General features: G+C 33.0%; 13 protein-coding genes. 11 read left to right on the plus strand and 2 right to left on the minus strand.

Annotated elements, in window-relative coordinates:
• The first annotated feature begins 183 nt into the window (after positions 1-183).
• From NAT47_RS05145 to NAT47_RS05195, 11 genes are all read left to right on the plus strand, one after another.
• On the plus strand, positions 184-1,428 hold the full coding sequence (locus tag NAT47_RS05145; RefSeq protein WP_262918731.1) for an MBOAT family O-acyltransferase: 1,245 nt from the start codon (positions 184-186) through the stop codon (positions 1,426-1,428).
• A 60-nt stretch (positions 1,429-1,488) separates the two neighbouring features.
• Positions 1,489-1,692, plus strand: a complete 204-nt coding sequence (locus NAT47_RS05150) for a DUF6132 family protein (RefSeq protein ID WP_250581009.1) — start codon at positions 1,489-1,491, stop codon at positions 1,690-1,692.
• Positions 1,689-2,285: a class I SAM-dependent methyltransferase gene (locus NAT47_RS05155; protein ID WP_250581011.1), complete on the plus strand. Its 597-nt coding sequence runs from the start codon at positions 1,689-1,691 to the stop codon at positions 2,283-2,285. The genes NAT47_RS05150 and NAT47_RS05155 overlap by 4 nt, the downstream gene beginning before the upstream one ends.
• A gap of 265 nt (positions 2,286-2,550) precedes the next feature.
• Positions 2,551-2,868 carry a hypothetical protein gene (locus tag NAT47_RS05160; RefSeq protein ID WP_250581013.1) on the plus strand — a complete coding sequence of 106 codons (318 nt, stop codon included), beginning with the start codon at positions 2,551-2,553 and terminating at the stop codon, positions 2,866-2,868.
• 66 nt (positions 2,869-2,934) lie between these two features.
• Positions 2,935-4,542, plus strand: a complete 1,608-nt coding sequence (locus NAT47_RS05165) for a hypothetical protein (RefSeq protein ID WP_250581020.1) — start codon at positions 2,935-2,937, stop codon at positions 4,540-4,542.
• 98 nt (positions 4,543-4,640) lie between these two features.
• On the plus strand, positions 4,641-4,850 hold the full coding sequence (locus NAT47_RS05170) for a hypothetical protein (RefSeq protein WP_250581022.1): 210 nt from the start codon (positions 4,641-4,643) through the stop codon (positions 4,848-4,850).
• Positions 4,851-5,104: 254 nt separating this feature from the next.
• A complete protein-coding gene (locus NAT47_RS05175; RefSeq protein WP_250581024.1) occupies positions 5,105-6,412 on the plus strand; it encodes a TolC family protein in 1,308 nt (435 codons plus the stop codon).
• A gap of 4 nt (positions 6,413-6,416) precedes the next feature.
• Positions 6,417-7,499 (plus strand): efflux RND transporter periplasmic adaptor subunit, encoded by a 1,083-nt coding sequence (locus NAT47_RS05180; protein WP_250581026.1) that lies wholly within the window; start codon positions 6,417-6,419, stop codon positions 7,497-7,499.
• Positions 7,500-7,562: 63 nt separating this feature from the next.
• Positions 7,563-10,760, plus strand: coding sequence for an efflux RND transporter permease subunit (locus tag NAT47_RS05185; protein ID WP_250581028.1), 3,198 nt, complete (start codon positions 7,563-7,565; stop codon positions 10,758-10,760).
• Positions 10,761-10,810: 50 nt separating this feature from the next.
• Positions 10,811-11,116, plus strand: coding sequence for a hypothetical protein (locus NAT47_RS05190; protein ID WP_250581030.1), 306 nt, complete (start codon positions 10,811-10,813; stop codon positions 11,114-11,116).
• Between the two features lie 11 nt (positions 11,117-11,127).
• Entirely contained in the window at positions 11,128-11,316 is a 189-nt protein-coding gene (locus NAT47_RS05195) for a YgaP family membrane protein (RefSeq protein WP_250581032.1), read from the plus strand.
• 32 nt (positions 11,317-11,348) lie between these two features.
• Here the strand turns inward: NAT47_RS05195 and NAT47_RS05200 are convergent, their stop codons facing one another.
• Positions 11,349-13,892, minus strand: coding sequence for a TonB-dependent receptor (locus tag NAT47_RS05200; protein WP_250581039.1), 2,544 nt, complete (start codon positions 13,890-13,892; stop codon positions 11,349-11,351).
• Positions 13,893-14,792, minus strand: coding sequence for a FecR family protein (locus NAT47_RS05205; protein WP_250581041.1), 900 nt, complete (start codon positions 14,790-14,792; stop codon positions 13,893-13,895).
• Between the last annotated feature and the right edge of the window lie 3 nt (positions 14,793-14,795).

The raw sequence follows: 14,795 nt of genomic DNA on the forward strand, positions 1-14,795 counted from the left end.
GATCCTAAACACCCTCTATTATTTAACAGTGCTCTGTTTTTGGGTTTGTTTTTGTTTTTTTACGTTATCTATATCTTGTCTCGCAAAACCCATTATTTTAGAATTACCTATGTAGTGGCGTTTTCAATATTTTTTTACTACAAGTCGAGTGGAGTTTATTTTTGGCTTTTGATATTTTCATCAATGGTAGACTACGTTTTGTCTCGATTAATTTATGAAGAGCCAAAACAATGGTATCGTAAGTTTTATATGATACTTAGTTTGTTAATTAATCTCGGGATGTTGGCTTATTTTAAGTATACCAATTTCTTTATTGATAATTACAATAATTTTTTTAGCGGTAATTTAAAGTTTGAAGATATTGTACTACCTGTAGGAATCTCTTTTTACACTTTTCAGATTTTAAGTTATACCGTTGATGTTTATCGTGGTGATTTGAAACCCACTAAAAATTTTATCGATTTCTTGTTTTTTGTTTCGTTTTTTCCTCAATTAGTTGCTGGGCCGATTGTTAGAGCAAGTGATTTTATTCCTCAAATTTATGAGAAGCTCAAGCTTACGAAAGAAGAATTTAATCGTGCTTTGTTTTTAATTATTGGAGGATTACTAAAAAAAGCTGTAATATCGGATTATATCTCAAGTAATTTTGTTGATCGTGTTTTTGATGCGCCGAATAGTTATACCGCTTTTGAAAACTTAATGGCTTCTTATGGTTATGCTATTCAAATTTATTGTGACTTTTCAGGGTATTCTGATATAGCGATTGGGTTGGCCTTATTAATGGGATTCTGGTTGCCTGATAACTTTAGAACGCCTTACCAATCCGCTTCTATTACCGAGTTTTGGAGAAGATGGCATATTTCCCTTTCGAGTTGGTTAAGGGATTACCTCTATATTTCTATGGGAGGAAATCGCAAGGGTAAACTAAGAACCTATTTTAATTTATTCATGACGATGTTGTTGGGAGGATTGTGGCATGGCGCTTCCTGGAAATTTGTAGTTTGGGGGATTCTTCACGGATTGGCATTAGTCTTTGAGAAATTCTTTGGACAGTTTATTAAGTTGCCTAAAAATGCTTTTGTAAGAACGATTCAAGTTGTCTTGACATTCCATTTTGTTGTGTTTTGTTGGTTGTTTTTCCGCGCAAAAGATTTCACAACAGCATTTCAAATGGCGCATAATATCTCACAGTTAACCTTCGATTTTAATCAGTGGATGACTATTATTTTAGGTTATAAGCATGTTTTTTTACTGATAGCTATTGGAGTAGTTTGGCATTTTATTCCTATGAAAACTTTAGCCGTAATGCAAAATACCTTTTCAAAATTACCTTTAGTGGCTAAGGCGATCTTGTTAGGATTGATTTATTGGGTAGTTTATGCTACTGCTTCAGCTGATACACAACCTTTTATTTATTTTCAGTTTTAGTAACTTTTGTTACTTACTAATTCTTTTTGTGGCTGTAATTTTGTTATTCAGATTATCAAAATGAATAGAAAAACTTTTATAATAACTAGTATAGGAGTGGTTGTAGGTCTCCTTTCAGGATATGCCTATTATCATTATGTTGGATGTGTTTCAGGAACATGTTCGATAACCTCAAAGCCTTTAAATAGCACTTTGTACGGAGGTCTTATGGGAGGCCTGTTGTTTCATTTATTTGTAACCTCTCCTAAAAAGAAATCAGAATGAAACCATTTTGGGACGAACGTTATGGTGCTTCGGATTTTGCCTATGGAACAGCGCCGAATCAATTTTTAAAAGATAATATAAGTGCTTTACCAAAAGGTAAAATTTTATTTGCGGCTGAAGGTGAGGGCAGAAATGCTGTTTATGCTGCTCAACAAGGGTTTGAAGTTTATGCTTTTGATTACAGTGAAGCAGGAAAGGAAAAGGCTTTGAATTTGGCAGCTGCAACTCAAGTTCTTATAGATTATACCGTTTCTGATGTTTTGGAAGTTTCTTATCCGGAAGAACTGTTTGATGGACTCGTTTTGATTTTTGCTCATTTCCCGGCAACTATTCGAAAAGCAGCTCATTTGAAATTACTTTCTTTATTAAAACCTGGAGGTGTAATTATTTTTGAGGCTTTTGCGAAAAATCAATTGCAGTATAATTCTGGTGGTCCAAAAGACGTTGATATGCTATTCTCTTTGGATGAAATTTCAGAAGAATTTCCTAATGTAAAGTTTGATTCGCTAACAAATGAAATAATTACTCTAGACGAAGGATTGTATCATCGAGGTGAGGGTGCATTAATTCGTTTTATAGGTACAAAAAAATAACATATGAAAAGGCTTTTATTTTCCAATTGGCATTTTATGAGATGGGTTAGGCTGTTTTTAGCAGGCGTTGTTACCTATCTTGCTTTCAGCGAGGACCAATATATGTTTCTTTTTTTTGCATTCTTTTTTCTTATTCAAGCCCTATTTGATATGGGTTGTTCAGGAAATTCTTGTTCTATTCCTAAGCGAAAATAGAAGAATCGTTATGTAAAGAATTTCTATATCCATACGTTACACGTTTGTTTTTATTTTGTAACTTTGATATATGAAATTATTCTCTTGCATACTTTTTATTTATTTGACGGCACTTACCACTTTACCGTCTGTAAGAGCAATGAAAGTGTTTTTTAAAGAACAATGTGAGATATCGTGTCATGCATCCGATTCTGATGCTTTAGGTTGTGAAAAAGGTAAAATTATTATGGGTTTAAACTTTAGTCCTGTTCAATTTGTAAGTGAATTGGATTTTAAGCCTGAGATTATTTTTGCTGAATTCAAAATTCAAAAAGAGCAATCTAATTACGAGAAAATCTTTATTTCAAAATATCAAAGTTCCATTTGGCATCCTCCCAAATATATTTAATTCTTTTACGATTTAACTAGATTACAAAGTTTGTGAAATCACAAACTCAATACATAATGGAATAAAATGAAATATTTAATTAAGGTGCTTTTGTTTGTCTTTTTTCAGTCAACACTAGCGCAAAGTACTTTTACTTATGATGTTGTTCTCACACCAGTTTCTGTTGCTGGATTGCCAGGTCTGCATTCTTATGCCTTTGCACAACATGAAGGAAAATGGCTTATCATAGGTGGGAGAAAAGATGGTGTTCACGCTCGACAACCTTTTAGAGCTTTTCCGGGTGACCAAAACAATACTGACCTTTATGTGGTAGACGTTGCTAAAAAGCAATCTTGGTCGGCTTCGGTGCATTCACTTCCCACAGCACTTAAAGAACAGTTGCAGTCTACTAATATGAATTTTTATCAAGATGGTGATCAATTGTTTATTATTGGAGGTTATGCTTATTCAAATTCGGCTTCCGATCATAAAACATTTCCTCATTTGACATCGGTAGATGTTCCTAATTTAATTCATGCTATTATCAAAGGAAGTCCGATACAATCCTTTTTCAAACAAATTACTAATGATGTGTTTGCTATTACGGGAGGACAATTAGGCAAAATTGGTACAACCTTTTATTTAGTTGGTGGGCATCGATTTGATGGACGCTATAATCCTATGAATCATCCAACTTTTACCCAAACGTATTCGAATGCGATTCGTAAGTTTACGATTAATACTACTGGGACCTCATTAACCTTTACTGATTATGAAGAAATTGTAGATCCCGTTCATTTACATCGTCGCGATTATAATTTGTTGCCTCAGGTGTTTCCTAATGGCGAGTTGGGCTACACCATTTCTTCAGGTGTATTTCAGATAGAAGCGGAATTGCCTTTTTTATATCCAGTTGACATTAAAACTTCTGGATATTTTCCGCAAATGCAGTTCAATCAATATTTGAGTAATTATCATAGTGGAAAAGTTTGTTTGTACGATGCTGTAAATAATCAAATGCACAATTTGTTTTTTGGAGGAATCAGTCGATATAGCTATCAAAATGGGGCATTACTTAAAGACGACAGTGTTCCTTTTGTAAAAACTATAAGTAGCACTACTCGTTTTGCTGATGGAAGTATGGCAGAATACCAGTTGCCAATTGAAATGCCGAATTTAAAAGGTGCTGGTGCTGAATTTATTCCAAATTTGAATTTACCTCATTATTCTAATGAAGTACTTCAATTATCAAAAATTACTGAGGATAGTTTTGTAATTGGACATTTGTTTGGAGGAATTCAAAGTACTTCTCCTGATGCATTTTCTACTAATCAAACCCATTTAACAAGTGCTGATCCTACGGTTTATGAGGTGAAATTGGTTAAGAATACGAGTTTAGTAAATACGCCATTAGATGGAAAAAATCCATTTAGTTTGTCCCTATTGTCTTCAGAATCAACAGCTGATATTGCAAGGATTCAGTTTGAAATGCCTTATTTGGCCCAAGTGAATTATTTGGTTACTTCTTCAACTGGAGCGATTTTGGAAGCCGGTGAAATTGAGGATGTAAAACAAGGGGTTAATACTATGAGTTTTGATTTAAAATCCTATGCCTCAGAAGTAATAACTATTACTTTTATATTTGACGATACTTTTTACACTTCTGAACTTGTGTCCCGAAAGAACAAAAAATAAATTAATTTAAATTTAAGAGTACTATTTCTAAAATTACTTATATTTGTAGTAGTACAATGCAAACTAAAGAATAAATAACAATTTAAAAAATACAAAAAATGAAAAAATTAATTTCTATTATGGCTGTTGCCGCTTTTATGTTTTCAATGAATGTTAACGCACAAGAGCCTAAGAAAAAAGAGAAAAAAGAAACAGCTAAAACAGAAAAATCTTGTTCTACAGCAGAGAAAAAATCTTGTGGAACGGATTCTAAATCTGGTGGAGGATGTTGTTCTTCTAAAAAGTCAGCTGAGAAAAAAGCGGAATAATCTTATTCACATTAAAAACAGAGCCCCGATTTATCGGGGCTTTTTTTGTAACATTAGTTACTGAATAGGTTGTTATGTGTCAATACCTTTGAATTCAATTTAATTTGAATTGATAGTTTTAGTATGATTGGTTAGTAAGAGCGTTCTTCAAGGACGCTCTTCTATTTTAACTCTCATATTGTGTAACTCATGTTACCGACTACCTTTTTTTTCGAATGTACATTTGTAACGTAAAATAAGAATAAAACAAAACTATGAAAAAAGTCAACTTGTTAATCGTTTTAGGATTGGTGTCTGTTACTGCTTTTGCACAAGACACTTTGACGATTTCAAAAAATGATTTGTTACAAAAAGTCACTGAAAATAACCTACAAATTAAAGTGGCTGAAAAATCATTTCAATCTGCAAAAGCGGATTATCGTCAATCGAATGCGCTCTTTTTGCCTAATGTTACGGTTTCACATACTGGAATAGCTACTACCAATCCTTTAATGGCTTTTGGTTCGAAGTTGAATCAGGAAATTTTAACTGCTACTGATTTTAATCCTACTTTGTTAAATGATCCTAAGAGAACCCAAAATTTTGCTACTAAGATTGAGGTGCAACAACCTTTGCTTAATGTAGATGGATTGCTAGGAAGACAAGCTGCTAAAGCTAAAATGGAAGCGTTTCAGTATCAAACAGAACGTACTAAAGAATATTTAAAATTTGAAGTTTCAAAAGCGTACATGCAATTACAATTGGCTTACAAAGCAGTGAAAGTTTTAGAAAAAGCAAATTCAACTGCTCAAGGCAATTTGAAATTAGTTGAAAATTATTTTAAAAACGGAATGTTGCAAAAAACCGATTTGTTAAATGTACAGGTTCGTGTGAATGAAATCGTTAATCAATTGCAATATGCCAAATCGAATGTACAAAATGCTTCGGATTATTTAGCTTTTTTATTAAACGAAGATATGGCTGGTAAAACCTATAAACCTGCTGAAGCATTAGATAATGCAATTGTCATTGAAAATATCAGTACAACACTTTCTGATTCTAGAAAAGATATTCAAGCGATGCAAAAATCGGCAGAAGCGTATCAAAAAATGTTTCAATCGTCTAAATTCGGATTTTTACCAAGATTGAATGCTTTTGGAAGTTACGAATTGTATGACCAACATGTGTTTCAAACTTCAGCAAAAGGATATGTAGTAGGTGCTCAATTATCATGGAATGTTTTTGATGGCTATAAGAATATCGGAAAAACACAAAAAGCAAAAGCTGATTTTGAAAAAGCAACGGTTGAAACCGAACAATACAAAAAACAAAGTCAGTTAGAATTGAGTAAAACGAATCGCCAATTGCTTGATGCCCACAACAAAGTGAATTTATCCCAATTGGCTTTTGAACAATCACAAGAAGCTTACAGAATTCGTCAAAACCGATTCACACAAGGTTTAGAAAAAACTACCGATTTACTAATGGCTGAAACCCAAATGGCGCAAAAAGAATTAGAGCATTTGCAAGCTGTTTTCGAATATAACTTTACTAAACAATATTTACAATTTTTAACGAAATAACACTATGAAAAAAATAATAACAATAATCACTTTGTCTTCATTAATCTTAACTTCTTGTGGAAGTGATAAAAAAGAAAATGTAGCAGATTTACCTGCAATTTCAGTAAAAGTAGCTGGGAATTCAGGAAATTCAAATAGTCCGTATGTAACGGCAAGTGGAAAAATTGAATCTGAAAATAGTGCCAATTTAAGTACTAGAATGATGGGTTATGTAACCAAAGTAAATGTAAAAGTGGGACAAAATGTTTCGGCTGGGCAACTTTTGGTAAGCATCAATAATACGGATTTACAAGCTAAAAAAGCACAAGTAGATGCTTCCATCACACATGCTACAGCTGCTTATAACAATGCCAAAAAAGATTATGATCGTTTTGTGAATTTGTTTGCACAACAATCGGCTTCTCAAAAAGAATTAGATGATATGACGGCTCGCTACGAAATGGCAAAAGCAGGATTAGAAGCAGCCAAACAAATGCGTAATGAAGTGATGGCGCAGTTTTCTTATTCGAATATCACCGCTCCATTTTCAGGAACAGTTACTAATACTTTTGTAAAAGAAGGTGATATGGCCAACCCAGGAATGCCTTTAGTAAGTATTGAAGGAGCATCAAGATTACAAGTAACGGCTATGGTTTCAGAAAGTGATATTTCGAATGTAAAAAACGGAATGCCAGTAAAAATCAATGTAAAATCATTAAACAAAGAAGTAACTGGAAAAGTTTCTGAAGTGAGTTTATCCGCAAAAAATACAGGCGGACAATATTTGGTGAAAGTAACTTTGGACAAAATGGATAAAGAAATCTTATCTGGAATGTTTGTAAACGTGCAATTCCCAACCGCTAAAAAAGAAGTATCTACTGTGAAATCGGATGTGGTTCTAGTTCCAGAAAGCGCTCTAGTAAAACAAGGACAATTAACTGGAATTTATACCATAGGAAGTGGTAATGTAGCCATTTTAAGATGGTTAAGAATCGGGAAAACATTCGGAAATCAAGTAGAAGTATTATCTGGATTATCAGCAGATGAGCTCTATATTGTTTCGGCAGAAGGAAAATTATTCAACGGAGCTAAGATTAGTGTTCAGTAATCAGTCGCAGTTTTCAGTTTTAAGTATTGTCTTTTAAACTCATAAACATTTAAACTTAAAAAAATGCAAGAAGGTATATCAGGTAAAATAGCCAATTTCTTTATCAACTCTAAATTAACCATTTTATTGATGGTGGCGTTGATGATTATTGGTACATACAGTTCGTTCTTAATTCCAAGGGAAGAAGAACCGCAAATAAACGTTCCTATGGCCGATGTTATGGTCATGTATCCAGGAGCTAGCCCATCTGAGATGGAAAGTAGAGTGGTAAAACCATTAGAGAAAATTATTAGCAACATCAAGGGAGTGGAGCACATTCACAGTATGGCTTTCAATGGCTATTCTATGATGGTGGTACAATTTTATGTGGGTGAAAACAGTGAAGATTCGTATGTAAAATTATATGACGAATTGATGAAAAATCGCACGATGTTCCCTGAAGGTGTTATGCAACCTATCGTAAAAACGCGTTCGATTGATGATGTTCCGATGTTGGGATTAACGCTTTGGAGTGAAAAATATGATGATTTCCAATTACGTCAAATAGCCGAAGAAGTTACTTCGGAAGTTGAAAAAGTAAAAGATGTTGCGATTACGAAAGAAATTGGTGGAAGAACACGCGAGCTAAAAGTAGTTTTAGACAAGGATAAAATGGCTGAAAATGGTGTTGATGCGTTGGGCATTATGCAAATGATTCAAGCCAATAACGGAAGTTCGCAATCAGGAAGTTTTGTGCAAAATGATACCGAGTATTTAGTTACAACAGGTAAATTTTTAGCCACTTCGGAAGACGTAGAAAACTTGGTAGTCGGTGTCAATAACAACATGCCGGTTTACTTAAAACAAGTCGCTTCGATTCAAGATGGACCTCAAACGCCAAAGAATTATGTGTCTTTTGGTTACGGAAAAGCGAATGAGAAATTCTCAAAATTTAATTCAGAATATCCAGCCGTAACCATTTCGATTGCGAAAGTAAAAGGTGCCGATGCGATGCAAATTTCAGAGAAAATCATTACTAAAGTTGAAAGCTTAAAGAAAAATATTATTCCTGCAGATGTGCATGTCGAAGTTACTCGTAACTACGGAGAAACTGCCTCACACAAAGTAGGAGAGTTGTTGTTACACTTAGGTGTTGCCATTATTGCGGTAACGGTTTTAGTAATGTTAGCTATGGGCTGGAGAGGTGGATTAGTAGTTTTCTTTTCAGTTCCATTAACTTTTGCTTTAACTTTATTTAGTTACTATTTATTAGGCTATACGTTAAATAGAATTACGCTTTTTGCTTTAGTGTTCGTAGTTGGTATTGTGGTGGATGATAGTATTATTATTGCCGAAAACATGCACCGTCATTTCAAAATGAAGCGACTGCCATTCAAACAAGCCGCTATTTATGCGATTAACGAAGTAGGTAACCCAACGATTTTAGCAACATTTACCGTAATTGCAGCTATCTTACCAATGGCTTTCGTATCGGGTATGATGGGACCTTATATGAGTCCAATGCCGATTGGTGCTTCTATTGCGATGTTATTATCATTGTTTGTAGCTTTAACGGTTACGCCTTATTTAGGTTACCATTTGTTACATGAAAAAGATGAGCAAGAACACAAAGAAGAACAAGGTTTAGAAACGTCTTGGATTTATAAAATCTATAAAAAAATTGAGCAACCGCTTTTAGACAACTCTAAGAAACGTAATCTAATGTTCTTGATTACAGGAGTTTTATTACTAGGTTCTGTATTGATGTTCTTTACCAAATCGGTAGCCGTGAAAATGTTGCCTTTTGATAACAAAAATGAATTCCAAGTGGTGATTGATATGCCAGAAGGAACTACTTTGGAAAGAACGGCTGCAGTTACTAAAGAAATTGCGCAATATCTTTCAACGGTTCCTGAAGTTGTGGATTATCAAAATTATATTGGCGCTTCGGCTCCGATAACCTTTAATGGTTTGGTACGTCATTACGATATGCGTGGTGGAAGCAACATGGCGGATATTCAAGTAAACTTACTACATAAAGAAGATCGCGATTTACAAAGTCACGATATCGCAAAAGTAGTACGTCCAGAAGTGCAAAAAATTGCTAAAAAATATGGTGCGAATGTAAAAATTGTGGAAGTTCCACCTGGACCACCCGTTTTATCTACTTTAGTGGCGGAGGTTTACGGACCTGATTATGAAGAGCAAATTAAAGTAGCGAATCAAGTGAAAACCATTTTAGAAACTACAACAGATGTGGTTGATACCGATTGGATGGTAGAAGCGCCTCAAGTAGAATATAAATTAGAGGTGGATAGAGAAAAAGCCATGTTGAATGGAATCGCCCCACAGCAAGTAGTAGGTAATTTGACTTATTTATTAAGAGAAATGCCGGTTTCTAACTTGTATGATGAACGTTCAAATAATCCAGTTGGTATCACATTATCATTGGAAGATAAAGACAAAACTTCAATTCAAGATATTCAAAATTTGAAAATAAAAGGAAGTCGGGGTAATGTAGTTCCGGTTAGTGATTTGGTAAAAGTTACTACTGATACCTTACAAAATACGATTTACAGAAAAGATCAAAAACGAGTAGTATATGTTTTAGCCGATATGGCAGGAGCCTTAGAAAGTCCGGTATATGCAATTTTAGGAATGAATGAGAAGTTGGAAAAAATGCAATTACCAAAAGGCTATAATGTAAACGAATTGTATATCGGTTCACCATCAGACGAAAGTAATTTTACTGTAAAATGGGATGGAGAATGGCAAATTACCTTAGAGGTGTTCCGTGATTTAGGAGCAGCGTTCTTAGTCGTAATTATCGTGATTTACATGTTGATTGTAGGTTGGTTCCAAAATTTCAAAACACCAATCGTTATGATGGTGGCGATTCCTCTTTCGTTAGTGGGAATTGTGTTAGGTCACTGGATGTTAGGAGCGTTTTTTACTGCTACTTCATTTATTGGGATGATTGCGTTGGCTGGAGTTATGGTGCGAAATTCAGTCTTGTTGATTGACTTTATCGAAATCCGATTGAACGATGGAATTCCGATTAAACAAGCTATCATTGAAGCTGGAGCCGTAAGAACAACCCCAATTTTATTAACTACAGGTGCTGTTGTGATTGGAGCCTCAATCATTTTGTTTGACCCAATTTTCCAAGGATTAGCTATTTCGTTAGTCGCAGGAGCGATTGTTTCAACATTGTTAACATTAATCGTAGTGCCTTTGATTTACTACATTACCGAACGTAAAAAATGGGAGAAAAATAATTAAATAACAATCTGGCAGGTTTTTTAAGACCTGTCAGGTTTAAATAAAAAAATATGAAATTAGTATTAATCACCGCTATAGCAGAATTTGAAAAAGAAGTCAAAAAGATGCTAAAAGAAGCTAAAGTAAAATCCTATTCGTACCGCGATGTAAAAGGTTTTAGAGATGCTTCAGAGGAAGGCGTGGAAGATAATTGGTTTGGTTCTGAAATGAATGAAACCGATTCAGTAATGTTTTACGCCTTCATTTTACAACAAAATTTAGATGCTTTATTCGAAGAAGTAGCTGCATTTAATAAAAAACTTGAATCCATATCAAAAGTTCATTTAGCCGTTTTATCGGTAGAAAAATATAATTAAAATCAAAAATTATGATCAATAGAATTGTTAGAGCAGTGGCAGGAACCTTTATTCTTTTAAGTGTTCTTTTAGGAATGTATGTAAATGAAAATTGGTATTGGTTTACCCTTTTTGTAGGGGCTAATTTACTACAATCATCCTTTACCAAATGGTGTTTAATGGAAGATATTTTAAGAAAAGTATTTAAGATAAAAGATTAATATTGAAGTCAGGTGAAAGCCTGACTTTTTCATTAGAAAGTAAATCTTAAAAAGGCATTTGGTGTTCTTTCTAATGAGAAAGTATTTATCTGTTCCACAATATTTGTGTTATTGTTGATGCGATAATGTTGATTGATACTGGTTTTATTATTCAATAAATTTTGAACCGAAAAACCAAAATTTAGTTTTGATTTTGTACCAATATTAAAAGCATAAGCACCTGAAAAATTCACTTGGAAATAATCCTCTAAATTAGATGAATTTGGCGCTTGATAACCCACAGCCGGTGTTTCTGGATTGGTGTAGATAGGTGTTGTGCTTATTGGTAAAGTTGTTGGTTTCCCAGTAAACCATTGTGCTCCAATGGCAAGTTTTATATTTTTGAAATCTGATATAATAGCTGATTTTATGTGATGCTTAATTTCAAAATTATTAGGAAATGCTTTTGCATTCAATGTTTTAAATTCATAATTATTTTCTTGAAAAGTATAACTTACCCAAGAAGTAATATGTCTGAATTGTTTTTGAATTAAAAATTCGGTTCCGTAAACCGTGAAATTTCCATTGGTCTTTACAAATTCATATTGGTTTTGAAAACCTTGACTCATACTGGTAATTCCATCTACTTTTTTGTAGAAATTTTCTAGAGTTAGCAACCAATTGTTTTTATTGAACGAGAATCCTAATGACGCTTGATTACTTTTCACAATAGGAATGTCTTCATTGTTAGATAAAGTCCATCTTCGTTTTTCGATACCTAAAAAATCTTGTTGTAAATCAACAATTTGTGATGTGGTTTGATGCTTGCTTTCCCCCATAATTTCCAATTGGAAAAACGGAGTGAATTTATAATTTAACTGAATTCGCGGTTCAAAAATAAACGTTGAAAATTCTTGAATATAGTTTTGTCTGAAACCAATTCGGCCTTTAAATTTATCGTTAACTGAATAATAGTTAAGTTCGGCAATTAGCGCATGATTTTTTAAAACTTCTTTGATTTTTCTAGAAAAAACAGGCGTATTTACGATATCTACATTTCGTACTCCAATTTCATTAAATTGATAGCCATTCCTAAAGGTAAAATTGTCAGATAGGATATGATTATTTTGTAATTTTATACCCGTATCTAAAATGGTGTTTTCTTGATTAAAAATTTGATTGCTTTCTATCGATTCATTTTCAGAATTAATATTGTAATAGGAAGCGTAAATTGATATTTCGCTGCTATTTTTTGCATTCCAGTTTGTTCTCAACAATGCATTTGCTCCATAAGTTTGTTGTTCTAAGCAACTGTTTTTAGATATGGTAATATTATTTTCTGTTTTGGTTTGAAATATGTCTAATACGTTGCTAATACTCAAGATATCAACAAATAAATCTGTTTTTTGTTTTATTTTTTGATGATATTGCGCGGTGAAATCATAAAAATAAAAATCTTCATCTGAACTATATTTAATATTTTGGTTGTCAAAATAATTAGTAACAATTGTGTTTTGAAAAATCTTATTGAAATAATTTGTATAGGTTGGAGAAGTTACTAAATCTGTATATGATCGTCTTCCGCTAATTTCAATATTTGATTTTTTTGAAGTTTTTACTTTCGCATAAAAATCAGCGTTAATTAAGTTAAAACCTACAGCTCCTGTTGTGTTTTCGATAGAATCTGTATGTGTTGAAATTAAAACTGAACTCGAAACACCATCGCCATAAAAAGCTGAGGTTCCGTTTTTAGCAATATTAATTTTGTGAGCTAAATTTGGATTTAAAGAAGAAATTAATCCAAAAAAATGCCCTGTTTGATACAATCTAATTCCATTCCAAAGAAACAAATTTTGGTCATGTGTTCCGCCTCTCACACTTGTGTTTGAAATGCTTTCATCCGTAGCATTTATACCAGGGATTTGTTGCATGGTTTGAAAAACATCAGGTTCAGTTAGACCAGGAAGTTGTCCTATTTTTTTAGGTTTTATTTCGTATGTTCCGTCTTTTCTTTTGGTAATTCCTTTAGTTAAATAAACTGTTGTTATGATGGGGTCTAAGTCGTTTATAATGCTTTTTAGATAGATTTTCGGGCAATTTTCAACGTATAAAAAAGTTGATTGTACTAATTTAGTTTTATAGTTCAAATGTGAAATTTCGATATCGTTTGCCGATTTTACATTAAGTTCAAAATAACCTAAGTCATTCGTAATTGAGGTACTATTCGTAGCAGTTATTTTTACGAATGCTCCAATGATGGGTTCTTTTGTTTCTTCATCAAAAAGATAGCCACATAAAGGTTTATCAAGTTTTTGATTGTTAATTACTGAAATGTATTTTTTTGAAATAAATTCAAATTTTAATTGGGTTTTCTCGGTAATGTAGTTCAGTTTTTCTTGTAATGTTAGTGCGTTTGAAGGAGGAACTAGTTTGAAAACCGCAATTTCTTCTTCGATGTAATTAAAGCTGACTTGGTGTTTTTTGCTGATGTTTTCAAAAATTGTTTTTAATAAAATAGTATTGTCTTTGTCTTGCGCACTAAGCGGTAAAACAAAGACAAATAAGCTAATAATTATTAAAAAGCGATTATAATTCATTTACTTTTTTACTAATTCAAAACTTGTTTCGTTTGATTTGTTTATTTGTAAATGATAGGTTGAGGCAATTATTTGTAAGGCTACATCTAAATTATTGCTAGGAAGTTTTCCAGTGAATAATTGTTCTGTTGCTATCGTATTTGTTTTAATGGTAACGTTATATGTGTTTTCAATATCAGTAATAATAGTTTTTAAGTTTTGATTTGTAAAACTCATTTCTATTTCATCAGAAGCCCAGTTTGGCATTGATAATGTGGTTTTTCCTTCTTTTTTAGAATCATTTTCAAAAGTAACCAACATCCCTTTTGTTAGAATAAGTTCCTGATTTTTGTATTTTACTTTTACTTTTCCTTCGTAACAGGTTACTTCAAAGGTGTTGTCTTTTGCATTTACATTAAACTGTGTTCCTAAAACGGTCACTTTTCCTAAATTTGTATTGACTTCAAATGTTTTTCCTTTTGCCACTTTAAAATAGGCTTCACCTTTTAAATCGATAGTTCGGTTGTTTTTCCAGAAAAAAGTTTTGTATTCTATAGACGAATTTTTATTCACGATAACTTCTGAATTATCTGGTAAATTTACAGTTTGCGTAAGTTCAGTACCGTAATATTTTTCTTTAAAACTATTAACCATAAAAAAACTTAATCCCAAAGCAATAACTAAAACAGCAGCAATCCGAACGAACCAATTTTGTTGTAGTTTCACAACTTTTGTTGCTTTTTTAGTAGCAACAACGTTGCTTAACATTTTATCTTGGTCAAATGCAGGTGTTTTTAAGCGAGCTGAATTTTCTTTGATTTTTTCATACAAAGGAAAGTCCGGATTTTGTTTAAATTCGGCTAATTCTTCAGTGGTTAATTCGTTATTAAGCCATTTGGCTAGTTTGTAATCTTCGTCCATAAT

This window comes from Flavobacterium fragile (assembly GCF_023634865.1).
GTDB classification, from domain to species: domain Bacteria; phylum Bacteroidota; class Bacteroidia; order Flavobacteriales; family Flavobacteriaceae; genus Flavobacterium; species Flavobacterium fragile.

Bases quoted from the DNA above. Each gene is read 5' to 3' on its own strand.
- NAT47_RS05145 (WP_262918731.1), top strand. From the start codon at position 184: ATGGTAGACTACGTTTTGTCTCGATTAATTTATGAAGAGCCAAAACAA.
- NAT47_RS05150 (WP_250581009.1), top strand. From the start codon at position 1,489: ATGAATAGAAAAACTTTTATAATAACTAGTATAGGAGTGGTTGTAGGT.
- NAT47_RS05155 (WP_250581011.1), top strand. From the start codon at position 1,689: ATGAAACCATTTTGGGACGAACGTTATGGTGCTTCGGATTTTGCCTAT.
- NAT47_RS05160 (WP_250581013.1), top strand. From the start codon at position 2,551: ATGAAATTATTCTCTTGCATACTTTTTATTTATTTGACGGCACTTACC.
- NAT47_RS05165 (WP_250581020.1), top strand. From the start codon at position 2,935: ATGAAATATTTAATTAAGGTGCTTTTGTTTGTCTTTTTTCAGTCAACA.
- NAT47_RS05170 (WP_250581022.1), top strand. From the start codon at position 4,641: ATGAAAAAATTAATTTCTATTATGGCTGTTGCCGCTTTTATGTTTTCA.
- NAT47_RS05175 (WP_250581024.1), top strand. From the start codon at position 5,105: ATGAAAAAAGTCAACTTGTTAATCGTTTTAGGATTGGTGTCTGTTACT.
- NAT47_RS05180 (WP_250581026.1), top strand. From the start codon at position 6,417: ATGAAAAAAATAATAACAATAATCACTTTGTCTTCATTAATCTTAACT.
- NAT47_RS05185 (WP_250581028.1), top strand. From the start codon at position 7,563: ATGCAAGAAGGTATATCAGGTAAAATAGCCAATTTCTTTATCAACTCT.
- NAT47_RS05190 (WP_250581030.1), top strand. From the start codon at position 10,811: ATGAAATTAGTATTAATCACCGCTATAGCAGAATTTGAAAAAGAAGTC.
- NAT47_RS05195 (WP_250581032.1), top strand. From the start codon at position 11,128: ATGATCAATAGAATTGTTAGAGCAGTGGCAGGAACCTTTATTCTTTTA.
- NAT47_RS05200 (WP_250581039.1), bottom strand. From the start codon at position 13,892: ATGAATTATAATCGCTTTTTAATAATTATTAGCTTATTTGTCTTTGTT.
- NAT47_RS05205 (WP_250581041.1), bottom strand. From the start codon at position 14,792: ATGGACGAAGATTACAAACTAGCCAAATGGCTTAATAACGAATTAACC.